We start from the raw sequence: 16,427 nt of genomic DNA, 5'->3' as shown, positions 1-16,427 counted from the left end.
ATTCGGTCATGGATTTTATTGTCTTCATTAATAATCTGGTCTTAAAACCCCAGTTACAGTTGCCTTAGTCGCTTCGTAATCGCCATCTACAACAACTTTGATAATGCGTTTGGCATCTTCTTCTGGTGCTGGAACAAGAGGTAGACGAGTTGGTCCAGCTTCAAATCCCATATAGTTGAGAACGGCCTTGACAGGAGCAGGACTTGGATATGAGAAGAGGGCATTAACCTTAGGAATGAATTTACGTTGAATAGCTGCAGCTTTCTTCATATCGCTTTCTGCAATGGCAGTAAACATCTCGTGCATTTCATCCCCATTTGTATGAGAGGCAACAGAAATAACCCCATCCGCACCAAGGTTCATGGCATGGAAAGCATCTCCATCCTCACCAGTATAGACCAAGAACTCTTCTGGTTTGTGCTCAATCAAGTAAGCCATATTTGCTAAACTAGTACATTCTTTTACGCCAATGATATTTGGATGGTCAGCCAAGCGAAGCATGGTTTCTGGAGTCAATTCAACAACCACACGACCTGGAATATTATAGATAATAATTGGTAAGTCAGAAGCATCTGCAATGGCTTTAAAGTGCTGATACATCCCTTCTTGAGAAGGCTTGTTATAGTAAGGAACAATAGCAAGTCCAGCAGCAAAACCACCAAATTCTGCTACTTCTTTGACAAACTCGATAGAGTCGCGCGTATCATTGGTACCTACACCCGCAATCAAAGGAACGCGTCCATTGACAATCTTTTGTACAGCCGCAAATAACTCCAACTCCTCATCGTGGGTCAAGGTCGGACTCTCAGCAGTCGTTCCAGCTAGAAGAATGCCGTCTGTATGATGAGCCAACAAATGCTCAATCAAGGCTGGAATAGCATCAAAGTTGATGGAACCATCCTCGTGGAAGGGAGTAATAAAGGCTGTGATGATTTTACACTCTTTTAAATCTTGATAAGACATGAAAACACCTCTCTATTTCAAAGAAGGAGTTCATCTGAACTCCTAAACGATATGACTATTTTAATTCAAATTTCAATTCGGCAGTTGGACGAACCAAGCCACGTTCATGAAGAGTTTCAGCAATCTGAACTGAGTTCCAAGCAGCACCTTTGAGAAGATTATCTGAAACAACCCACATGTGAATTCCTTTTTCAGCATCCAAGTCTTTACGGATACGACCAACAAAGGTATCACGTGACCCAACTGCATTGATGGCTTGAGGATAGATTTGATGAGCTACATCATCTTCAAGAACAGCACCTGGGAAGGCTGCGATAGCTGCTTTGACTTCTTCGATTGGAGCCACTTCTTTTGTTTCGATGTAAACAGACTCAGAGTGAGCTGACAAGACTGGAATACGCACACATGTTGCAGATACTGCAATGCTATCATCTTCCATGATTTTCTTAGTTTCCTTGGTCATCTTCATCTCTTCGTATGTGTAATCATTGTCAGTGAAGACATCAATTTGTGGAAGAGCGTTAAAGGCGATAGGATAGTGTTTCTTGTCACCACCTGAAGGCAAAATTTCCGCATGTAAATCACGTGGGGCTACACCATCATTTAAGACTTCACGAAGTTCACGTTGTGTCTCAAGAATTGCTCCCATACCAGCACCTGAAACTGCTTGGTAAGTTGAAACAATGATACGGTCCAAGCCCCATTTTTGGCGAACTGGCTCAAGAGCCACCATCATTTGAATTGTTGAACAGTTAGGGCAAGCAATAATCCCGTTGTGGACATCAAGTGCATGAGCATTGACCTCTGGAACAACCAAAGGAACATCTGGATTTTGACGGAAGTAAGATGTATTATCTACTACTACCGCTCCAGCTTTAACTGCGTATGGTGCATACTTAGCTGATGTAGAACCACCTGCTGAAAAGAGAGCAATATCAACTCCTTCAAAAGCTGTTTCAGTCGTTTCTTCAATCGTAATATCTTGATCTTTAAACTTCAAAGTCTTGCCTGCTGAACGTGCAGAAGCAAGTAAACGAATTTTATCGATTGGAAGTGTTGATTCTTCCAACATTTTTATCATCTGAGCTCCGACAGCACCTGTCGCGCCGACTACAGCAACTGTATATCCCATAAATAACCTCTTTCGGAATTTTCTAAAAATTTCTATAATAGAAGTATTATACTACTTTTTCCATGAATTGCAAAGCTTTTTCATCATTTTTTGAAAAATAAAAATCCCCAGTCGCTAGACCAAGGACTAAGAGGCATCTTCATGTGATGAGCAGGTTCACACAACTCATCAAGGTCCGCTCCTGCGTTATGACCTCCTTATGCTCAATAGTAGTCCGAAGACTACCTATCGACTCATCGCATCTACTATTCTACTAGATAGAGTCACTTTTGTCAACAGCCAAAACTCTTTATACTCTTCGAAAATCTCTTCAAACTTCGTCAACGTCGCCTTACCGTATGTATGGTTACTGACTTCGTCAGTTTCATCTACAACCTCAAAAACATGTTTTGAGCTGACTTCGTCAGTCTTATCTACAACCTCAAAACAGTGCTTTGAGCAACCTGCGGCTAGCTTCCTAGTTTGCTCTTTGATTTTCATTGAGTATTAGTTTTATTTACACAGGTGCATAAGAAATATCTTTGAAAAATTTGGGGCATACATAACAAAAAACCTTGTAAATCAAGGGTTTTCTTGTCTATATCATGCTAATTGCCGGGATTGAACCGGCGACCTCATCCTTACCATGGATGCGCTCTGCCAACTGAGCTAAATCAGCTTACTTAAAAAGTATACTATAATCAGAAAAACTTGTCAAGTTTTCTTAGAAATTTTCCATAAGAAAAAGCCAGGTAAAGGCTACCTAGCTTGTCCTGTTCTATTTGCTTAAATCGATTCGACGACCAATTTTACCGATAATAATCGCTCCAATAATCAATGAGGCAAATTCACCGATCCCTGTTGTGAACCAAGTAAGGAAAAATGGTAATTGCGCTACGATATTCAACTCTGCAGCGATGGTAAACATGGAAATTGAAAAGAGGATTGAAAAAAAGAAATGATCTTTTCGAATTAATCCGTTAAAGAGGTAATCCTTGCTGTATTTTGCAAAAAGCCAAACACCTAGACTAAGGAACACTAGGGTTGAACCACCACCAACAAAGACATCTAGCAGTCCGAAGCTAAAGAAATTAGCAATCATACAACCGATGGTAACTCCGATGATGTACTTGGGATTGTAAAAAGCCATAAAGTTCATCATTTCTGAAATACGGAACTGATAAGCACCATAGCTAATGGCATTTAGAGGTGGTGTGACAGTTAAAACGACATAGATAGCAGCAACGATTGCAATATCTGCAACATCACGAATAGTTAATTTTTTCATCTTTTCTCCTTTGGCGGTTGCCCGCGTGTAATATGCTTGGTGAAAGAAGCTAAGCACCAAGGGTTGCTTTATTCAACCTTACTAGTATAGCATAATAGCCTTCTTTATGCTATACTTAACACATGAAAATTCGTATTCAAAAAATTTTTAACAATGAAATCTTAACCTATCTCTTTTTTGGCCTTGCAACAACTCTAGTTTCGATTCTCTCACGACTAGTCATTTATCAACTAAGTCATCAGGAACTCCTTGCTACTGCCCTAGCAAATATTATTGGTATCCTATTTGCCTTTATCACAAATGATACGATTGTATTTAAGCAAGCAAGGAAGAGTCGACTTATCCGTTTAGTGAAATTTTCTCTTGCCCGCCTTTCTACTTTTCTATTAGATTTGCTCTTTACTTTTCTGTTTGTGACTCAATTCCCTCATATCATAGGGCAATTCGTAAATGAAAATCTTGATAAAGTAAATGCAATCGAAACACTCCTTGCACAATTATTGATAATTATTCTTAATTACATTTTAAGCAAGGTCTATGTTTTTAATAAATAAAACTTCTGAGCATCTATCTTGCAAGCTTTTCTTAATTAATATATAATAATAGTAAAAATTTTTGAAAGGATATTATGAAAATGTTAAAAGATCTTAAAGCATTTTTGCTTCGTGGTAATGTTGTTGACCTTGCTGTCGGTGTGATCATTGCCTCTGCTTTTGGTGCTATCGTTACTTCATTTGTTAATGATATCATCACTCCACTTCTATTGAACCCAGCCTTGGAAGCTGCGAAAGTACAAAATATCGCTGAGCTTGTATGGAATGGTGTTACATATGGTAAATTCTTGAGTGCTATTATCAACTTTCTTGTAGTTGGTACTGTGCTATTCTTTGTGATTAAAGCAATGGAAAAAGCTCAAAGCCTTACTAAAAAAGAAGAAGCTGCTGAAGAAGTTCCAGCTGGTCCAACTGAGTTGGAAGTACTTCAAGAAATCAAAGCTCTCCTTGAGAAAAAATAAGCGATTAAAAGGATCTAGCGCAAAGCTAAATCCTTTTTCTTTACTCTTTCGGCAACTTGCCTGCTTTTTCTAGCATCTTCTTGATAAGATAAGGCATCTTGACATTCTCCCGACCTTTTTTCTCAATCAGTTTTTTCACAAATTCAGGCATTTGTAAATCTTCAGATTCAGCCAAAATGTTTTTCGTCTCATCTGAAGGAACTAACTCATCAAAGGTTTCTTCTTCTGGGAGAAATTCCTTAAACTCCTGGTGTTCATTAGCTCTAACTGTATTGACTAAGGCATCAATTAAACGAGAATCCGTATTGGGCATTGGTGGACGATGGTAGTTGACACCCAATTCCTGACACAAGTCATAACATTCCACATCATTATCAAACAAGACTTCAATATGCTCACTAATGAAGCTGATAGGAACAAAAATATAATGGTCTGGATGTTCTGTCTGTTCTCTGAGATACTCCAAAACATCTGGCTTAATCCATGGAATCCCAATATCACTCTCACTCTGCCAAGTATTGGTATATTGTTCTGAACTCAAGCCTAGTTTTTCAGCTACTAGCTTGCTATTTTCGAAAATTTGATCGATATAGGGATCACCAAAATCCAAGGCAAAAATGGGCACACTGTGGGCTGAAAAGATGACTTTAAAGCTATCCTGCTTTACTTCATCTTTTAAAATCTTAGCAATTTCATCTGCCCAATAGTTTAAGAGCGCTTCTTCCTGATACCAGTCCTTAATGACCAAAAATTGAATTTGTTTGCTTTCTAAAAATTTCTCATAGCCCATGACAGAGTAGAACGAATAATGGGGCTCCAAAATCAAGCAAATACACTGCTCAATTCCGTCTGCTTCCATCTGACCAATTACATCTGGAATAAAGGGTCTAGAAAACTTATTAGCAAAATAAACACTGTATTCATTCCCCAGCCTGGCTTCTACCAAGGCAACCTCTTCTCGAGTAATTTTTTGCAGAGGCGTGCCCCCAATTCGTACATAATTATCGTAGAGAGTTTGAATCTCGTAGTCTTGAGGTCTCACTCCACGACGAATATTTGTGAAAAAATCAGCCACACCTTCAAAGGTAATCTCTTCTGGCGAACCGAAAGTCATCATTAAAATTGCTTTTTTCATAATCGCTTCCTTGTGATATTTTTATCAAGTTTATTTTATCATTAATTCGTTGATAAGTAAACGCCAAGATAGTGATATTCTCACTCTTCTGTTTTTTGTTTTTCTCTTCTTTCTATGATACAATGGAAAAAATGAATTCAAAAGGAGTTTTTTATGACTTATCCAAATCTCTTGGAACGCTTCTTAACCTACGTTAAGATCAACACGCGCTCTGATGAACACTCTACTACTACTCCAAGTACACAGAGTCAGGTTGACTTCGCAACAAATGTCCTAATTCCTGAAATGAAACGTGTTGGACTGCAAAACGTCTACTACCTTCCAAATGGTTTTGCGATTGGTACCTTACCAGCCAATGATCCATCGTTAACACGTAAAATTGGTTTCATCTCCCACATGGATACTGCTGATTTTAATGCCGAAGGAGTCAATCCACAGGTAATTGAAAACTACGATGGTGGTGTGATTGAACTTGGAAACTCTGGTTTTAAATTAGATCCAGCTGACTTCAAGAGTCTTGAAAAATATCCAGGACAAACGCTCATTACAACCGATGGAACAACCTTGCTGGGCGCTGATGACAAATCAGGGATTGCTGAAATTATGACTGCTATTGAATATCTGACTGCCCATCCTGAAATCAAACACTGTGAGATTCGTGTTGGTTTTGGTCCAGATGAAGAAATCGGTGTTGGTGCTAATAAATTTGATGCAGAAGATTTTGATGTTGATTTTGCCTACACTGTTGATGGAGGACCACTAGGTGAACTTCAATACGAGACCTTCTCAGCAGCTGGTGCTGAATTGCATTTCCAAGGTCGTAATGTCCACCCTGGTACTGCCAAAGGTCAGATGGTTAATGCTCTTCAGCTAGCAATTGATTTTCATAATCAACTTCCAGAAAAGGACAGACCTGAGTTGACGGATGGTTACCAAGGCTTCTATCATCTTATGGATGTGACAGGTAGCGTTGAGGAGGCAAGTGCTAGCTACATCATTCGCGATTTTGAAAAAGATGCCTTTGAAGCTCGTAAAACAACTATGCAGTCTATCGCTGATAAGATGAATCAAGAACTTGGTAGCGACCGTGTCACTCTCAACTTGACAGACCAGTACTACAATATGAAAGAAGTCATTGAAAAAGATATGACTCCAATTACCATTGCTAAAGCCGTTATGGAAGATCTAGGTATCACTCCTATTATCGAACCAATCCGTGGAGGGACAGACGGCTCTAAGATTTCCTTTATGGGAATCCCAACTCCCAATATCTTTGCGGGTGGTGAAAACATGCACGGACGTTTTGAATACGTCAGCCTTCAGACTATGGAACGTGCAGTTGATACCATCATTGGTATCGTAGCTTATAAAGGCTAAAAAGACGAGGTAGCTCAGCTACTTCGCCTTTCTTTTTATTCTGCTGGTTTTTCTTAGCTTCCAGTACTTGTTGTAGATTCTGTTGTTACCTTTTCTGAAGCTGGTTCAGCAGGTTTAGAATCTCTTGCGTTGCTCGGTTTGTTTTCGTCGCTAGCAGTTTCACTGTTAGATTCTGCAGTTGCGTTTGGTTGGTTCTCAGCACTGGTGTTATCACCATTTGCTTCAGCATTTCTTGCTGGACTTGTTTCTTCACTTGCGCTAGCTTTTGACTGGATTTCTTGATTCAAGACTAGAATAGCTTTTGTCAATTCAAGTAAAGCTGCTTTGTCTTTACTATTAGCAGAAAGTTGATCTAGTAATGCATCCACCTTATCAAAGTCCTCATCAGAACCCTTATTGTTTTCTAAATATGCGTGAAGCGACATGAGAATATCGTAGAGTTTTTGATAGAGTACAAGTGTCTGAGGATCTTGTTCAGCATTTTCCTTTTCTTGTTGAAGGGCGCTAGCGATACGAGTCAAGACATCTTTTACCTGACTGTTTACTTCATCCAAGTCTGCATCAGCCTTGTTTGTGGCAGCTTTGAGATTTTCTACTTCTTCTGCCAAGGATTGTCTGATTCCTTCTTCTTGGATTTGCTCTAAGAGTTGAGTTGCCTTGCTCAAGAGACTTTCTACTTGTTCCTTGCTGACATGATTCATATGCTCTTCAGGCATAAAGTCTCCGTACAATTCTTTCAAGAAGCCATAAATAGCTGTCTTGGCACTTTGATTATCAACTTTTTCAGTATCTAGAACTGTCTGACTTGATTTCGCAGTAGTTGGCTGAGCTTTCAAAGCTTCTTCCACTTCTTGTTTTGCCTGATAGATACTTGGGAATAATTTGTTCAATTCTGCTGCCTTAAGGAAGGATTGGGATTGATACAAGGTCCAAGTCAACTGAGCAACTTTGTTTCGAAGTTCATCACTCAAACGACCGTCATTTACGTGTTGGTAGAAATACTTGATGTATTCCACTGTTGTAACCCCTGTTCGATCATTAAAGTCTTGAAGAGCTTGAAGTTGTGATTCAACCACTGCTAAAGCAGCCTCATCTTTTGCCAACTTAGCTTCTTGGAGTCGAACGAGAAGGTCTTTCTTAGGAAGCCCATAAGAGTCTGTATCAAGAGTATTGATTTTATCAATCAAAGCCTGATATTTCTTATCTAGAGCGCTTGTTTCAACAGGTTTGACACTTTCATCAATATGGATATATTGCTTATCAAAGAGATCAAGTGTTGCAAGATAACCTGCTGTAGAGTTAGTTGCCAGTTTCTTCATGTTTTCAGTAAACTGTCCTAAGGCTAACTCAATCTGTCTTTGTTCGATAGGCTTGTCTTTGTAGATACTTCTGCTATCAGCTAGAAGTTGATCTACTTTCTCCAAGACTGCCTTCTCATCAAAAGCTCCAGGTTGATAATTGGATTGTAGGGCTGGAATCTTGTTTTTCAAAGCTACTTCATAGCCCTTGGTTTGAACCTTGATGTAGTGATTGTGGTCACCATGAGGAATCACAAAACTACCATTTTCTACCTGTAAGCTATACGGAGACACGCCATCTCTCAAAGCAGTGGTATAGAGTTCGTTTAGGAAATCAAGTTCTGGATTGCCAGTTTGGAGTGGCAAACGAACATGTTCCTTACGAACAGCATATGGGTGGATATGAGTTGGATCGTAGGCTTGGTCTGGATTTCCAAAGACAAAGAATCCGTTTGAAATCCTAATCGCTTCAAGTGGAACTCCGTATGTTTTAGAAATATAAGCAATTTTTTCTTCATCACTAGCATCTCTGGAGAAAGACTCTACCGTTTTAGCAAGAGGTTTTACAGGCTCTGCATCATGATGTGTTTTCAAATGATCCTGAGCTGCCTTAATTTGTTCAGCTGTCAAATCCTTTTTGAAGAAGTAATGATTGTGGTCACCGTGTGACATGACAAAACCTTGCTCATCCTCACTGATGACGCGATTGACATCAAAATCATGGCCGTGTTCTGCATGGTGATGATCATGTGCATCTTCATCATGATCATCATCGTCATCATGTGCTGGACTTGGTGTTACTGGCGTTTTACCTCTCAAATGATCTTGAGCTGCCTTGATTTGTTCTGGTGTCAAATACTTCTTGAAGAAGTAATGATTGTGGTCGCCATGGATCATGATAAATCCTGATTCATCTTCCGCAATAATCCGATTAGCATCAAAGCCGTGCCCATCTTCTTCATGTTCCTCATGTAAAACACCAGGATTGACTGGAAGAGATGGCGAAGGTGTTGTTAGACCATTATTTGGAAGAGTAGGTTGACCAATTTGATTAGACTTAGGAATGTAATGGAAATGATCACCATGTCTGACGATATAAGCTGTAGCTGTTTCTTCGACAATATCTTGAGGATTAAAGATATAACCATCAAATGTTGAAGAGATAGCCTTATTTGTAAGCAAGGAAGGATGATTCAAAGTAGATGGACTGCTTGAAATACTTCCAAGACTAGACACTACTTCATGAGGTTTTTCATTTGTAGAAACTGTAGAACCAGTTCCGCCTATAGGCACCATTCTGGCAATCTTTTCTTCTAAAGCAGAGAGCTTGCTGTAAGGAATAAAGTGATAATGGTCGCCATGCGGAATCGCAACTCCATTTGGTGTACGACTGATAATCTTAGCAGGGTCAAAGACTAAGCCATCTGATTCACTGTAACGTTGGTCACTAGGCGAATCATAGAGTTCTTTCAATAGACTTTGGAGATTTTCAATTTTGCTTTCTGGCTTTCTAATTAATCCTTGAACTGTAGATTGAGTATTATTCTCACTAGCTGTTGAAGAATAACTTAGCTGACTTGGTTGCGTATTTTTGCCAGCTAAATGAGCTTTAACAGCAGCTAACTCACTAGCAGACAAATCACTTTTTGGAATATAGTGGTAGTGACCTCCGTGAGGAACGATATAAGCATCACCAGTATCTTCGATAATATCAGCTGGATTAAAGACATAACCATCATCTGTCGTATAGCGTCCCTGAGACCTTGCTACAGCAACATCAGCGCTGACCTTCTCATTATCTTTGACATGTTCTTGTTTTTGACGATTGATTTCATCCTTGGTTCGAACATTATCAGCATGAGCTGCATCTTTCAGGTAGACATAATATTTTCCATCGACCTTGATGATATAGCCACCCTTGACCTCATTGATAATATCAGCGTCTTTAAGTTGATAATTAGCATCCTTCATCAGAAGTTCTTCACTGAAAATCGCATCATAAGGAACTTTCCCATTATAGTAATGATAGTGATCACCGTGTGACGTTACATAGCCCTGATCTGTAATTTTAATGACAATTTGCTCAGACTGAATTCCTTCTTTTTGACTGACCTGATCTGGTGTCAGGTTTTCAGTTTTCTGACTTGACTGACTGCCATCCACATAAGAGACACGATTATTGTCCTTATTTTCCTGCGAGCGATGCTGGTTCAGTGCATAGGCACAAAGACTCAAGGATACGATAACAACTGATCCAGCTGCTATATATTTTTTACTGAATTTCATAAATCCCTCATTTCAATAAATGATAAAGCTATTTCTTAACTTCTTTTCTAGGTTAAACAGTTTTTCCTAAACTGGTTATTTAACCATTTAATTAACCAGTAAATAGTTTACCTTTTTTAAGTTTATCTGTCAAGATTTTTTAGTGAAAGAGAATCAAATTATTACTTTAAGAATCTTTTTTCATTTTTTAGCAAGAAATTTCATCTTTTTATTAACAAATAAAAGGACATTATTCTATCCAATAATAGAACAATATCCTTTCAACTAGATGCTCATTAGTCAAAATATTTTAAGGTTTTATTTGCTTAAGAGTTTTAATATCATAGGTTACTAAATCCCCATTCTTATTATAAAACTGAACTCCTTCTGATGAAAAAATAAGATATTTAGAATCAATTTGAGCTATTTGTGCTATTTGATTTATATGATTTTTTAAAGTATCCTTATCTAATCCATAATCTGGTATATCATCATAATCATCTTCTTTATTTTCTGTATGTGATTTTTCTTCTTCACCAACTTTTTCGACTAAAGGATTGCTGCTAGTCGCATCTGCCTCATTTTGAGATTTATTATCCTTTGGTTGTTCATCAACTTTGTTTGAATCCGTTGCATCTTTCTTTGTTTCCGATTTCTTATCTGAAGAAACTAGATGTGAATTAGAAGAAGCATTTGTTGTTTCTTTTTCTTCATTTCTTTTAGCTATCAACTCTTGAGCTTGTTTCCACTCTTTCTCTGATAAATCAGACTGATTGATACTTCTCAATGAATCACCGCTAGCTTTTGGAATACTGAAAGATTTATCTGCCCAAATATAAGTTCCCTTTGCCAATACATCCTGAGGATCAAAAATATATCCATCAGGAGTTGCAAACTTGCCTTCTTTAAGTGCTTTCTGAACTTCTTCCGCAGAATGGATAATTTGCCAATTCTGCATTCCAGGACGTTTTTCAAGAGGAGTTACATTAGCAATAACAGATCCAGCATCATCATGACCTGGTTTTGACCAAACTTCAGGACGCACATCAGGATGTTGCATTACATATTTTATAGTTGCAATTTGATCACTACTTAACCAAGAATAAGGTACGACGTGAATGTGATCGATATGCGGAATAATGAAGGAAGTTCCAGTATCATACGTAGTATTAGCTGCATGCATAGGCAAGCTAGATACATCAACAGCTAATCTTGGTTTAATTTCTGTTTCTACAATATCATAACGATAATTATCTTTATCTTTAAGCATTAGTTCCTGCTCAGAAAAAGCTATTTGAGTAAGATCTAGTTCTTCACGTGAATAAAAATAATCTTTACCACCTTCATTAATTATATAACCAACTTTACTATTTCTAGAAATTCTATTAGTTACTTTTTTATAATCAAACTTTGGTCTTTCCTTCTCATCTGAGTGAACTGAAGAAACAATGTCGTCTGGATTTTTACCAGTTTCTTGAATCCATTTAGCAACTTCATCCAATTCGAATTGTTCTAATTCACCATACCCCATATAATGGAAATGATCTCCGTGTTTGGCAATAACACCTGATTTATCAACAGAATCGATGGAATCTTTGGTAAATATGTATCCATCACTCGTATCATAAGGTTTACCATCTAAACCTTTTCCATAAGCTTTGATTGGTTGTCCTAAGAACTTATGAACTACTTCTTTTGATACTAAAGGTTTAATATCTGTACCAATTTGATTTAATCCATTTTGCCCTTTTAACGGAATCATTCTTGCAATCTTCTGCTCTAAATCAGACATTTGTGAATAAGGGATAAAGTGATAATGATCCCCGTGAGGCACTGCCACACCGTTAGCTGTACGTTTGATGATCTGTGCTGGATCAAAGACTAGACCATCCGATTCCACATGGCGTTCTGACAAAGGTTTGGCATACAATTCACTTAAAAGTGTTGGAATGTCTTCCCCTTGATTTTGATGATAAGTTGGTGTGACAGTCAGATTTGGAGTCTCTATCAAACTTGGTTGGGCTGGATTTGCATTATGACTAGAACTTGAAGAAGGACGAGCCCCTTGCTTCCCATTCCAATAGGCTTGGGCGGCAGCTAATTCTCCTGCTGACAAATCACTCTTAGGTATATAGTGGAAATGATTGCCATGCGGTACAACAAAAGCGTCACCTGTATCTTCAATCACATCTGTCGGACTAAAGACATACCCATCATCCGTTGTATAGGCGCCTCCAGTTCCTCTATTCGGTGCCGGCGTATTGAGATTAAAGTTTGGTTTAATCGGTGAACTTGGTGTTGAACTTGGTTTATCTGTACTGCTTGGTTTCGTATTGTCAGAATGACTTTGAACTGGCTGACCTCCAATTGGTAGATTTCGAGCCAATTTTTCTTCCAAAGCAGACATTTGTGAATAAGGAATGAAATGGAAATGATCCCCGTGAGGAACAGCCACACCATTGGCTGTACGTTTTGTAATCTGTGCTGGGTCAAATACCAATCCATCAGACTCCACATGACGTTGGCTAAGTGGCAAAGCATACAATTCTTGAAGGAGACTAGCTAAATCCTCACTTTGACTCTCCGGAGCTGTTTCAGGATTTTGAGGAGGCTCAGCTTGACTCGTTCTCACACTAGATCTTGTTTCTCCCCTGCTTGAACGATATTCAACGGTACTTAATTGGCCACCTTTTCCAGATAGGAAGGCTTGGGCAGCAGCTAATTCACTGGCAGACAAGTCACTCTTAGGAATATAGTGGAAGTGATTACCATGAGGAACGATATAGGCATCACCTGTATCTTCTATAATATCAGAGGCATTAAAGATATAACCATCATCCGTTGTATAGCGACCCTGAGCTCTGGCAGCGACTACCGCTTTATCGCTAGAACCACCTCCGTGATTACTACTGTGTTCCTGCTTCTGACGTTTAATCTCTTCTTTTGTCCGAATATTGTCCGCATGAGCCGCATCTTTAAGGTAAACATAGTATTTCCCGTCTACCTTAATCACATAGCCACCCTTGATTTCATTGACAATGTCTGAATCCTTCAACTGATAATTCGGATCTTTCATGAGGAGTTCTTCACTGATGATAGCGTCATAAGGAACCTTACCATTATAGTAATGATAATGGTCTCCATGAGAGGTTACATAACCTTGATCCGTAATCTTTATAACGATTTGCTCGGCATTTATACCTTCCTTTTTACTGACTTCATCTGGTGTCAAGTTCTCTGCCTTTTGACCAGCCTGATCACCGTCTATATAAGCAACTCGATTAGAATCTTTCTTAACTTGACCAGCTTGGTACCGTCCAAGTTCATAGGAACAAACACTTAGGACAAGGACTACCACTGAACCTGCTACATATTTTTTATTGATTTTCATTCTTTTCTCACTTTAATTCTTCTGCTAGAACACTCATATTTTCTTCAAGATTTTCTAGGTAAGTTTTGTCATTTTGTGGGTCTGCTTCTAAAGGATTCAGAGTTTTAAGACCCACACCTGTTGATTTGACAAGAGTTTCCGCTACTTTTGAAGAAGCGTTACTTTCTGTAAAAATCGTCTTAACCTTATAGGTTTTAACAAATTCCTGAATTTCTGTAAGTTGTCGTGGACTTGGTTCTTGTTCAGGAGAGATACCAGCGATTCCAAGTTGATTTAATCCAAATCTCTTAGCAAGATAAGAAAAGGCTGTATGCTGTGTTACAAAAGTTTTCTGACTCGCTTTTTCAAATTTAGGCTGGAATTTCTTAGTCAATTCTTGAGCTTTTTTCATAAAGGCTTGCGCATTTTTTTGATAAGTTTCTTTGTGTTCACTATCAACCTCTGAAAGTTTATCAGCGATAATTTGCGCTTCTTCTCCAGCTTTTTCTGGATTTAGCCATGTGTGAGGATCATAAAGCGTTTTTTCATCAACTCCATCACCTGCTTCCACATCTTCTAGACCAGGAACACGTTCCAATGTCATTCCTTCAGAAGCCTCTAAAACCTTAACTTTAGATTTTTTTAGATTGGGATCTAAACTTCCTGCCCAAGATTCTAGCGTATGAGAATGATAAACAAAGACATCTGCATCATAGATGGCTGCAATATCATTTGCCGAAGGTTCAAAGGAGTGAATCCCACTACTTGACTGAATCATTCGAACATCATTCAAGTCACCAGATACTTCCTTTACCATAGCGTAGATAGGATAGAAACTGGTCACAATTTTCATCCCTTTCCCTGTCTGGCTTTCCTTTTGACCACAAGCACCTAAACACAAAAGAAAGACACTTAACAATACTAAAAATAAACTTTGTTTCTTCATGGATAACCCCTTAACTGTTTAATTAACTGGTAAACATTCTACTCCTAAAAATTTAATCTGTCAAGCTATTTTTAGAAAAAAATTGAAATTTCTTTCACATATAAAAATCTGCTGAATTTCAACAACTCAACAGACTTTCACTTTATTCTTCTATAGTGGAATATTTATAGCCATAAGTAAAGTAAATAATACTTCCTATCAACAAAGCAACGAGAAAAGCAAACCAGGTTTCCATATTATACTGCAACATAAATGATAGACAAATGATGATTGATAAAATTGGTAATAATGGTACCAGTGGTGTTTTAAATTCTCCTGCTCTGGGCATCCCCATTTCTCTCCGTAAGCGAATCAAACCATAAGCCAGCATGATCAGGTAAGACAAGGTACAAATATTTAAGAAGGCTGCGATACTAGCAAGAGGGAACATTCCTGCTGCTACTGCTGAAGCTAGACCTGTCAAGATAGTAGCATTTTTGGGTACCTTGCTAGTCTTCGTTAGTTCTTTAAAGGCAGCAGGCATTAACCCGTCACGTGCTAAACTGTAAATCATACGCGATAGGGCATAGATCATCGAAATACAAACTGTAATCAAGGTCAAGATAGCCACTAATGACACATAGTTGGCTGCCCAACTAATCCCAACACTACGAAGGGCAAAGGCAACGGCATCATCGACATTTAGATGACTATAGTGAACCACACCAGTCAAGACAAGCGTCACCAAGGCATAAAGAATGGTTACGATAGAAAGCGATAAGACAATCCCTCTAGGAATATTTTTTTGAGGAGTCTTGACCTCATCTACAGCCATAGAGATGGATTCAAATCCCAAAAAACCGAAGAACATCAAAGACGCACCAGCCATAATACCAGTACTAGCGCCATAGATTTGTCCAAAACCATAAGGAGCAAAATTACTCCAGTTATCAAGTTTGATATGCCAAATTCCTACTAAAACAAAGAGAGCTAAAGCGGAAAATTTCAAAATGACTAGAATCGAATTAAAGCGTAAGGCTGCCTTGGCATTTAGTAAAACAAGCGAAGTCACCAGAACCAAGACAAGAATAGGCAATAAATCAACAAATGTCCCTGCTTGAGGATTAAAGGTACCATTTAAAGCCTGAGGAAGGGCTATCCCATATTGAGAGAGCAACCCTTTAAAATAAGCTGCCCAACCCGAAGCCACACCCGATATAGCTGTCATGAATTCCATCATGGTTAACCAGCCAGCCAACCAAGCTGGAAATTCTCCTAAAATAGCATAGAGATAACTGTAGGCACCACCTGTAGCAGGTACTCGTGAAGCAAATTCTGCAAAAAAGAGGGCTGATAATCCCACACACAAGGCAGAAATAACGATTGAAATCACTAGAGCTGGACCAGCAAGCGTTGCAGCTGCAGTACCTGTGATTGTAAAGACACCTGTCCCTACCATGGCTCCGATACCCAGCAAAATCAGATCCCATAACTTCAAATGCCTGTGCATCTCCGTTTTATCCAAACTTACATTCTTTGTTCTAAATATATTCATCTTTGACTCCAAAATAAACTGATGATTCTATTTTACCATAAATATAGGATATTTGTGAATATTTATAAAATGTTTTTCTAAAAAAATCTGACTACGGCAACTTCTCAAAGTAACTTCCACTTACC

General features: G+C 38.5%; 12 protein-coding genes, 1 tRNA gene and 1 riboswitch. Of the genes, 3 read left to right on the top strand and 10 right to left on the bottom strand.

Features of this window, described 5'->3' with window-relative positions:
• Window positions 1-27 precede the first annotated feature (27 nt).
• The 5 genes from dapA to SMIDD28_RS03515 form a co-directional block, all read right to left on the bottom strand.
• Window positions 28-963: a 4-hydroxy-tetrahydrodipicolinate synthase gene (gene dapA, locus SMIDD28_RS03535; RefSeq protein ID WP_000121608.1), complete on the bottom strand. Its 936-nt coding sequence runs from the start codon at window positions 961-963 to the stop codon at window positions 28-30.
• Between the two features lie 55 nt (window positions 964-1,018).
• Window positions 1,019-2,095: an aspartate-semialdehyde dehydrogenase gene (locus SMIDD28_RS03530; RefSeq protein ID WP_061424758.1), complete on the bottom strand. Its 1,077-nt coding sequence runs from the start codon at window positions 2,093-2,095 to the stop codon at window positions 1,019-1,021.
• Between the two features lie 225 nt (window positions 2,096-2,320).
• Complete coding sequence (locus SMIDD28_RS12085) at window positions 2,321-2,575, bottom strand: hypothetical protein (protein ID WP_000693057.1); 255 nt, start codon at window positions 2,573-2,575, stop codon at window positions 2,321-2,323.
• 105 nt (window positions 2,576-2,680) lie between these two features.
• Window positions 2,681-2,753 (bottom strand) — tRNA-Thr (locus SMIDD28_RS03520).
• Between the two features lie 99 nt (window positions 2,754-2,852).
• Complete coding sequence (locus SMIDD28_RS03515) at window positions 2,853-3,362, bottom strand: QueT transporter family protein (protein ID WP_000737072.1); 510 nt, start codon at window positions 3,360-3,362, stop codon at window positions 2,853-2,855.
• Window positions 3,360-3,456: riboswitch (PreQ1 riboswitch) on the bottom strand. (Overlaps the previous gene by 3 nt.)
• Window positions 3,457-3,484: 28 nt before the next feature.
• On the opposite strand from SMIDD28_RS03515, the gene SMIDD28_RS03510 reads away from it, so the two are divergent.
• On the top strand, window positions 3,485-3,916 hold the full coding sequence (locus SMIDD28_RS03510; protein ID WP_061424756.1) for a GtrA family protein: 432 nt from the start codon (window positions 3,485-3,487) through the stop codon (window positions 3,914-3,916).
• An 80-nt stretch (window positions 3,917-3,996) separates the two neighbouring features.
• Window positions 3,997-4,377 carry a large conductance mechanosensitive channel protein MscL gene (gene mscL, locus SMIDD28_RS03505; protein WP_061424754.1) on the top strand — a complete coding sequence of 127 codons (381 nt, stop codon included), beginning with the start codon at window positions 3,997-3,999 and terminating at the stop codon, window positions 4,375-4,377.
• 40 nt (window positions 4,378-4,417) lie between these two features.
• Here the strand turns inward: mscL and hemH are convergent, their stop codons facing one another.
• Window positions 4,418-5,512 carry a ferrochelatase gene (gene hemH / locus SMIDD28_RS03500; protein WP_061424748.1) on the bottom strand — a complete coding sequence of 365 codons (1,095 nt, stop codon included), beginning with the start codon at window positions 5,510-5,512 and terminating at the stop codon, window positions 4,418-4,420.
• Between the two features lie 153 nt (window positions 5,513-5,665).
• Here hemH and pepT point away from each other — a divergent pair, with 153 nt between their 5' ends.
• A complete protein-coding gene (gene pepT, locus SMIDD28_RS03495; RefSeq protein ID WP_061424744.1) occupies window positions 5,666-6,889 on the top strand; it encodes a peptidase T in 1,224 nt (407 codons plus the stop codon).
• 53 nt (window positions 6,890-6,942) lie between these two features.
• On the opposite strand, the gene SMIDD28_RS03490 is transcribed toward pepT, so the two are convergent.
• The 4 genes from SMIDD28_RS03490 to SMIDD28_RS03475 form a co-directional block, all read right to left on the bottom strand.
• Window positions 6,943-10,473 carry a pneumococcal-type histidine triad protein gene (locus SMIDD28_RS03490; protein ID WP_061424742.1) on the bottom strand — a complete coding sequence of 1,177 codons (3,531 nt, stop codon included), beginning with the start codon at window positions 10,471-10,473 and terminating at the stop codon, window positions 6,943-6,945.
• Window positions 10,474-10,762: 289 nt separating this feature from the next.
• On the bottom strand, window positions 10,763-13,843 hold the full coding sequence (locus SMIDD28_RS03485; protein ID WP_061424741.1) for a pneumococcal-type histidine triad protein: 3,081 nt from the start codon (window positions 13,841-13,843) through the stop codon (window positions 10,763-10,765).
• Window positions 13,844-13,850: 7 nt separating this feature from the next.
• Window positions 13,851-14,768 (bottom strand): zinc-binding lipoprotein AdcAII, encoded by a 918-nt coding sequence (gene adcAII, locus SMIDD28_RS03480; RefSeq protein WP_061424739.1) that lies wholly within the window; start codon window positions 14,766-14,768, stop codon window positions 13,851-13,853.
• 142 nt (window positions 14,769-14,910) lie between these two features.
• Window positions 14,911-16,302 (bottom strand): APC family permease, encoded by a 1,392-nt coding sequence (locus SMIDD28_RS03475; protein WP_061424738.1) that lies wholly within the window; start codon window positions 16,300-16,302, stop codon window positions 14,911-14,913.
• Window positions 16,303-16,427: the final 125 nt, after the last annotated feature.

The sequence above is a fragment of the Streptococcus mitis genome, assembly GCF_001579045.1.
In the GTDB taxonomy this organism is placed as follows: Bacteria; Bacillota; Bacilli; order Lactobacillales; family Streptococcaceae; genus Streptococcus; species Streptococcus mitis_D.
This window is presented reverse-complemented; position numbering and strand designations above follow the sequence as displayed.

What these genes read in the sequence shown, in the direction of transcription:
- dapA (WP_000121608.1), bottom strand. Translation starts at nt 963, where the DNA reads ATGTCTTATCAAGATTTAAAAGAGTGTAAAATCATCACAGCCTTTATT.
- SMIDD28_RS03530 (WP_061424758.1), bottom strand. Translation starts at nt 2,095, where the DNA reads ATGGGATATACAGTTGCTGTAGTCGGCGCGACAGGTGCTGTCGGAGCT.
- SMIDD28_RS12085 (WP_000693057.1), bottom strand. Translation starts at nt 2,575, where the DNA reads ATGAAAATCAAAGAGCAAACTAGGAAGCTAGCCGCAGGTTGCTCAAAG.
- SMIDD28_RS03515 (WP_000737072.1), bottom strand. Translation starts at nt 3,362, where the DNA reads ATGAAAAAATTAACTATTCGTGATGTTGCAGATATTGCAATCGTTGCT.
- SMIDD28_RS03510 (WP_061424756.1), top strand. Translation starts at nt 3,485, where the DNA reads ATGAAAATTCGTATTCAAAAAATTTTTAACAATGAAATCTTAACCTAT.
- mscL (WP_061424754.1), top strand. Translation starts at nt 3,997, where the DNA reads ATGTTAAAAGATCTTAAAGCATTTTTGCTTCGTGGTAATGTTGTTGAC.
- hemH (WP_061424748.1), bottom strand. Translation starts at nt 5,512, where the DNA reads ATGAAAAAAGCAATTTTAATGATGACTTTCGGTTCGCCAGAAGAGATT.
- pepT (WP_061424744.1), top strand. Translation starts at nt 5,666, where the DNA reads ATGACTTATCCAAATCTCTTGGAACGCTTCTTAACCTACGTTAAGATC.
- SMIDD28_RS03490 (WP_061424742.1), bottom strand. Translation starts at nt 10,473, where the DNA reads ATGAAATTCAGTAAAAAATATATAGCAGCTGGATCAGTTGTTATCGTA.
- SMIDD28_RS03485 (WP_061424741.1), bottom strand. Translation starts at nt 13,843, where the DNA reads ATGAAAATCAATAAAAAATATGTAGCAGGTTCAGTGGTAGTCCTTGTC.
- adcAII (WP_061424739.1), bottom strand. Translation starts at nt 14,768, where the DNA reads ATGAAGAAACAAAGTTTATTTTTAGTATTGTTAAGTGTCTTTCTTTTG.
- SMIDD28_RS03475 (WP_061424738.1), bottom strand. Translation starts at nt 16,302, where the DNA reads ATGAATATATTTAGAACAAAGAATGTAAGTTTGGATAAAACGGAGATG.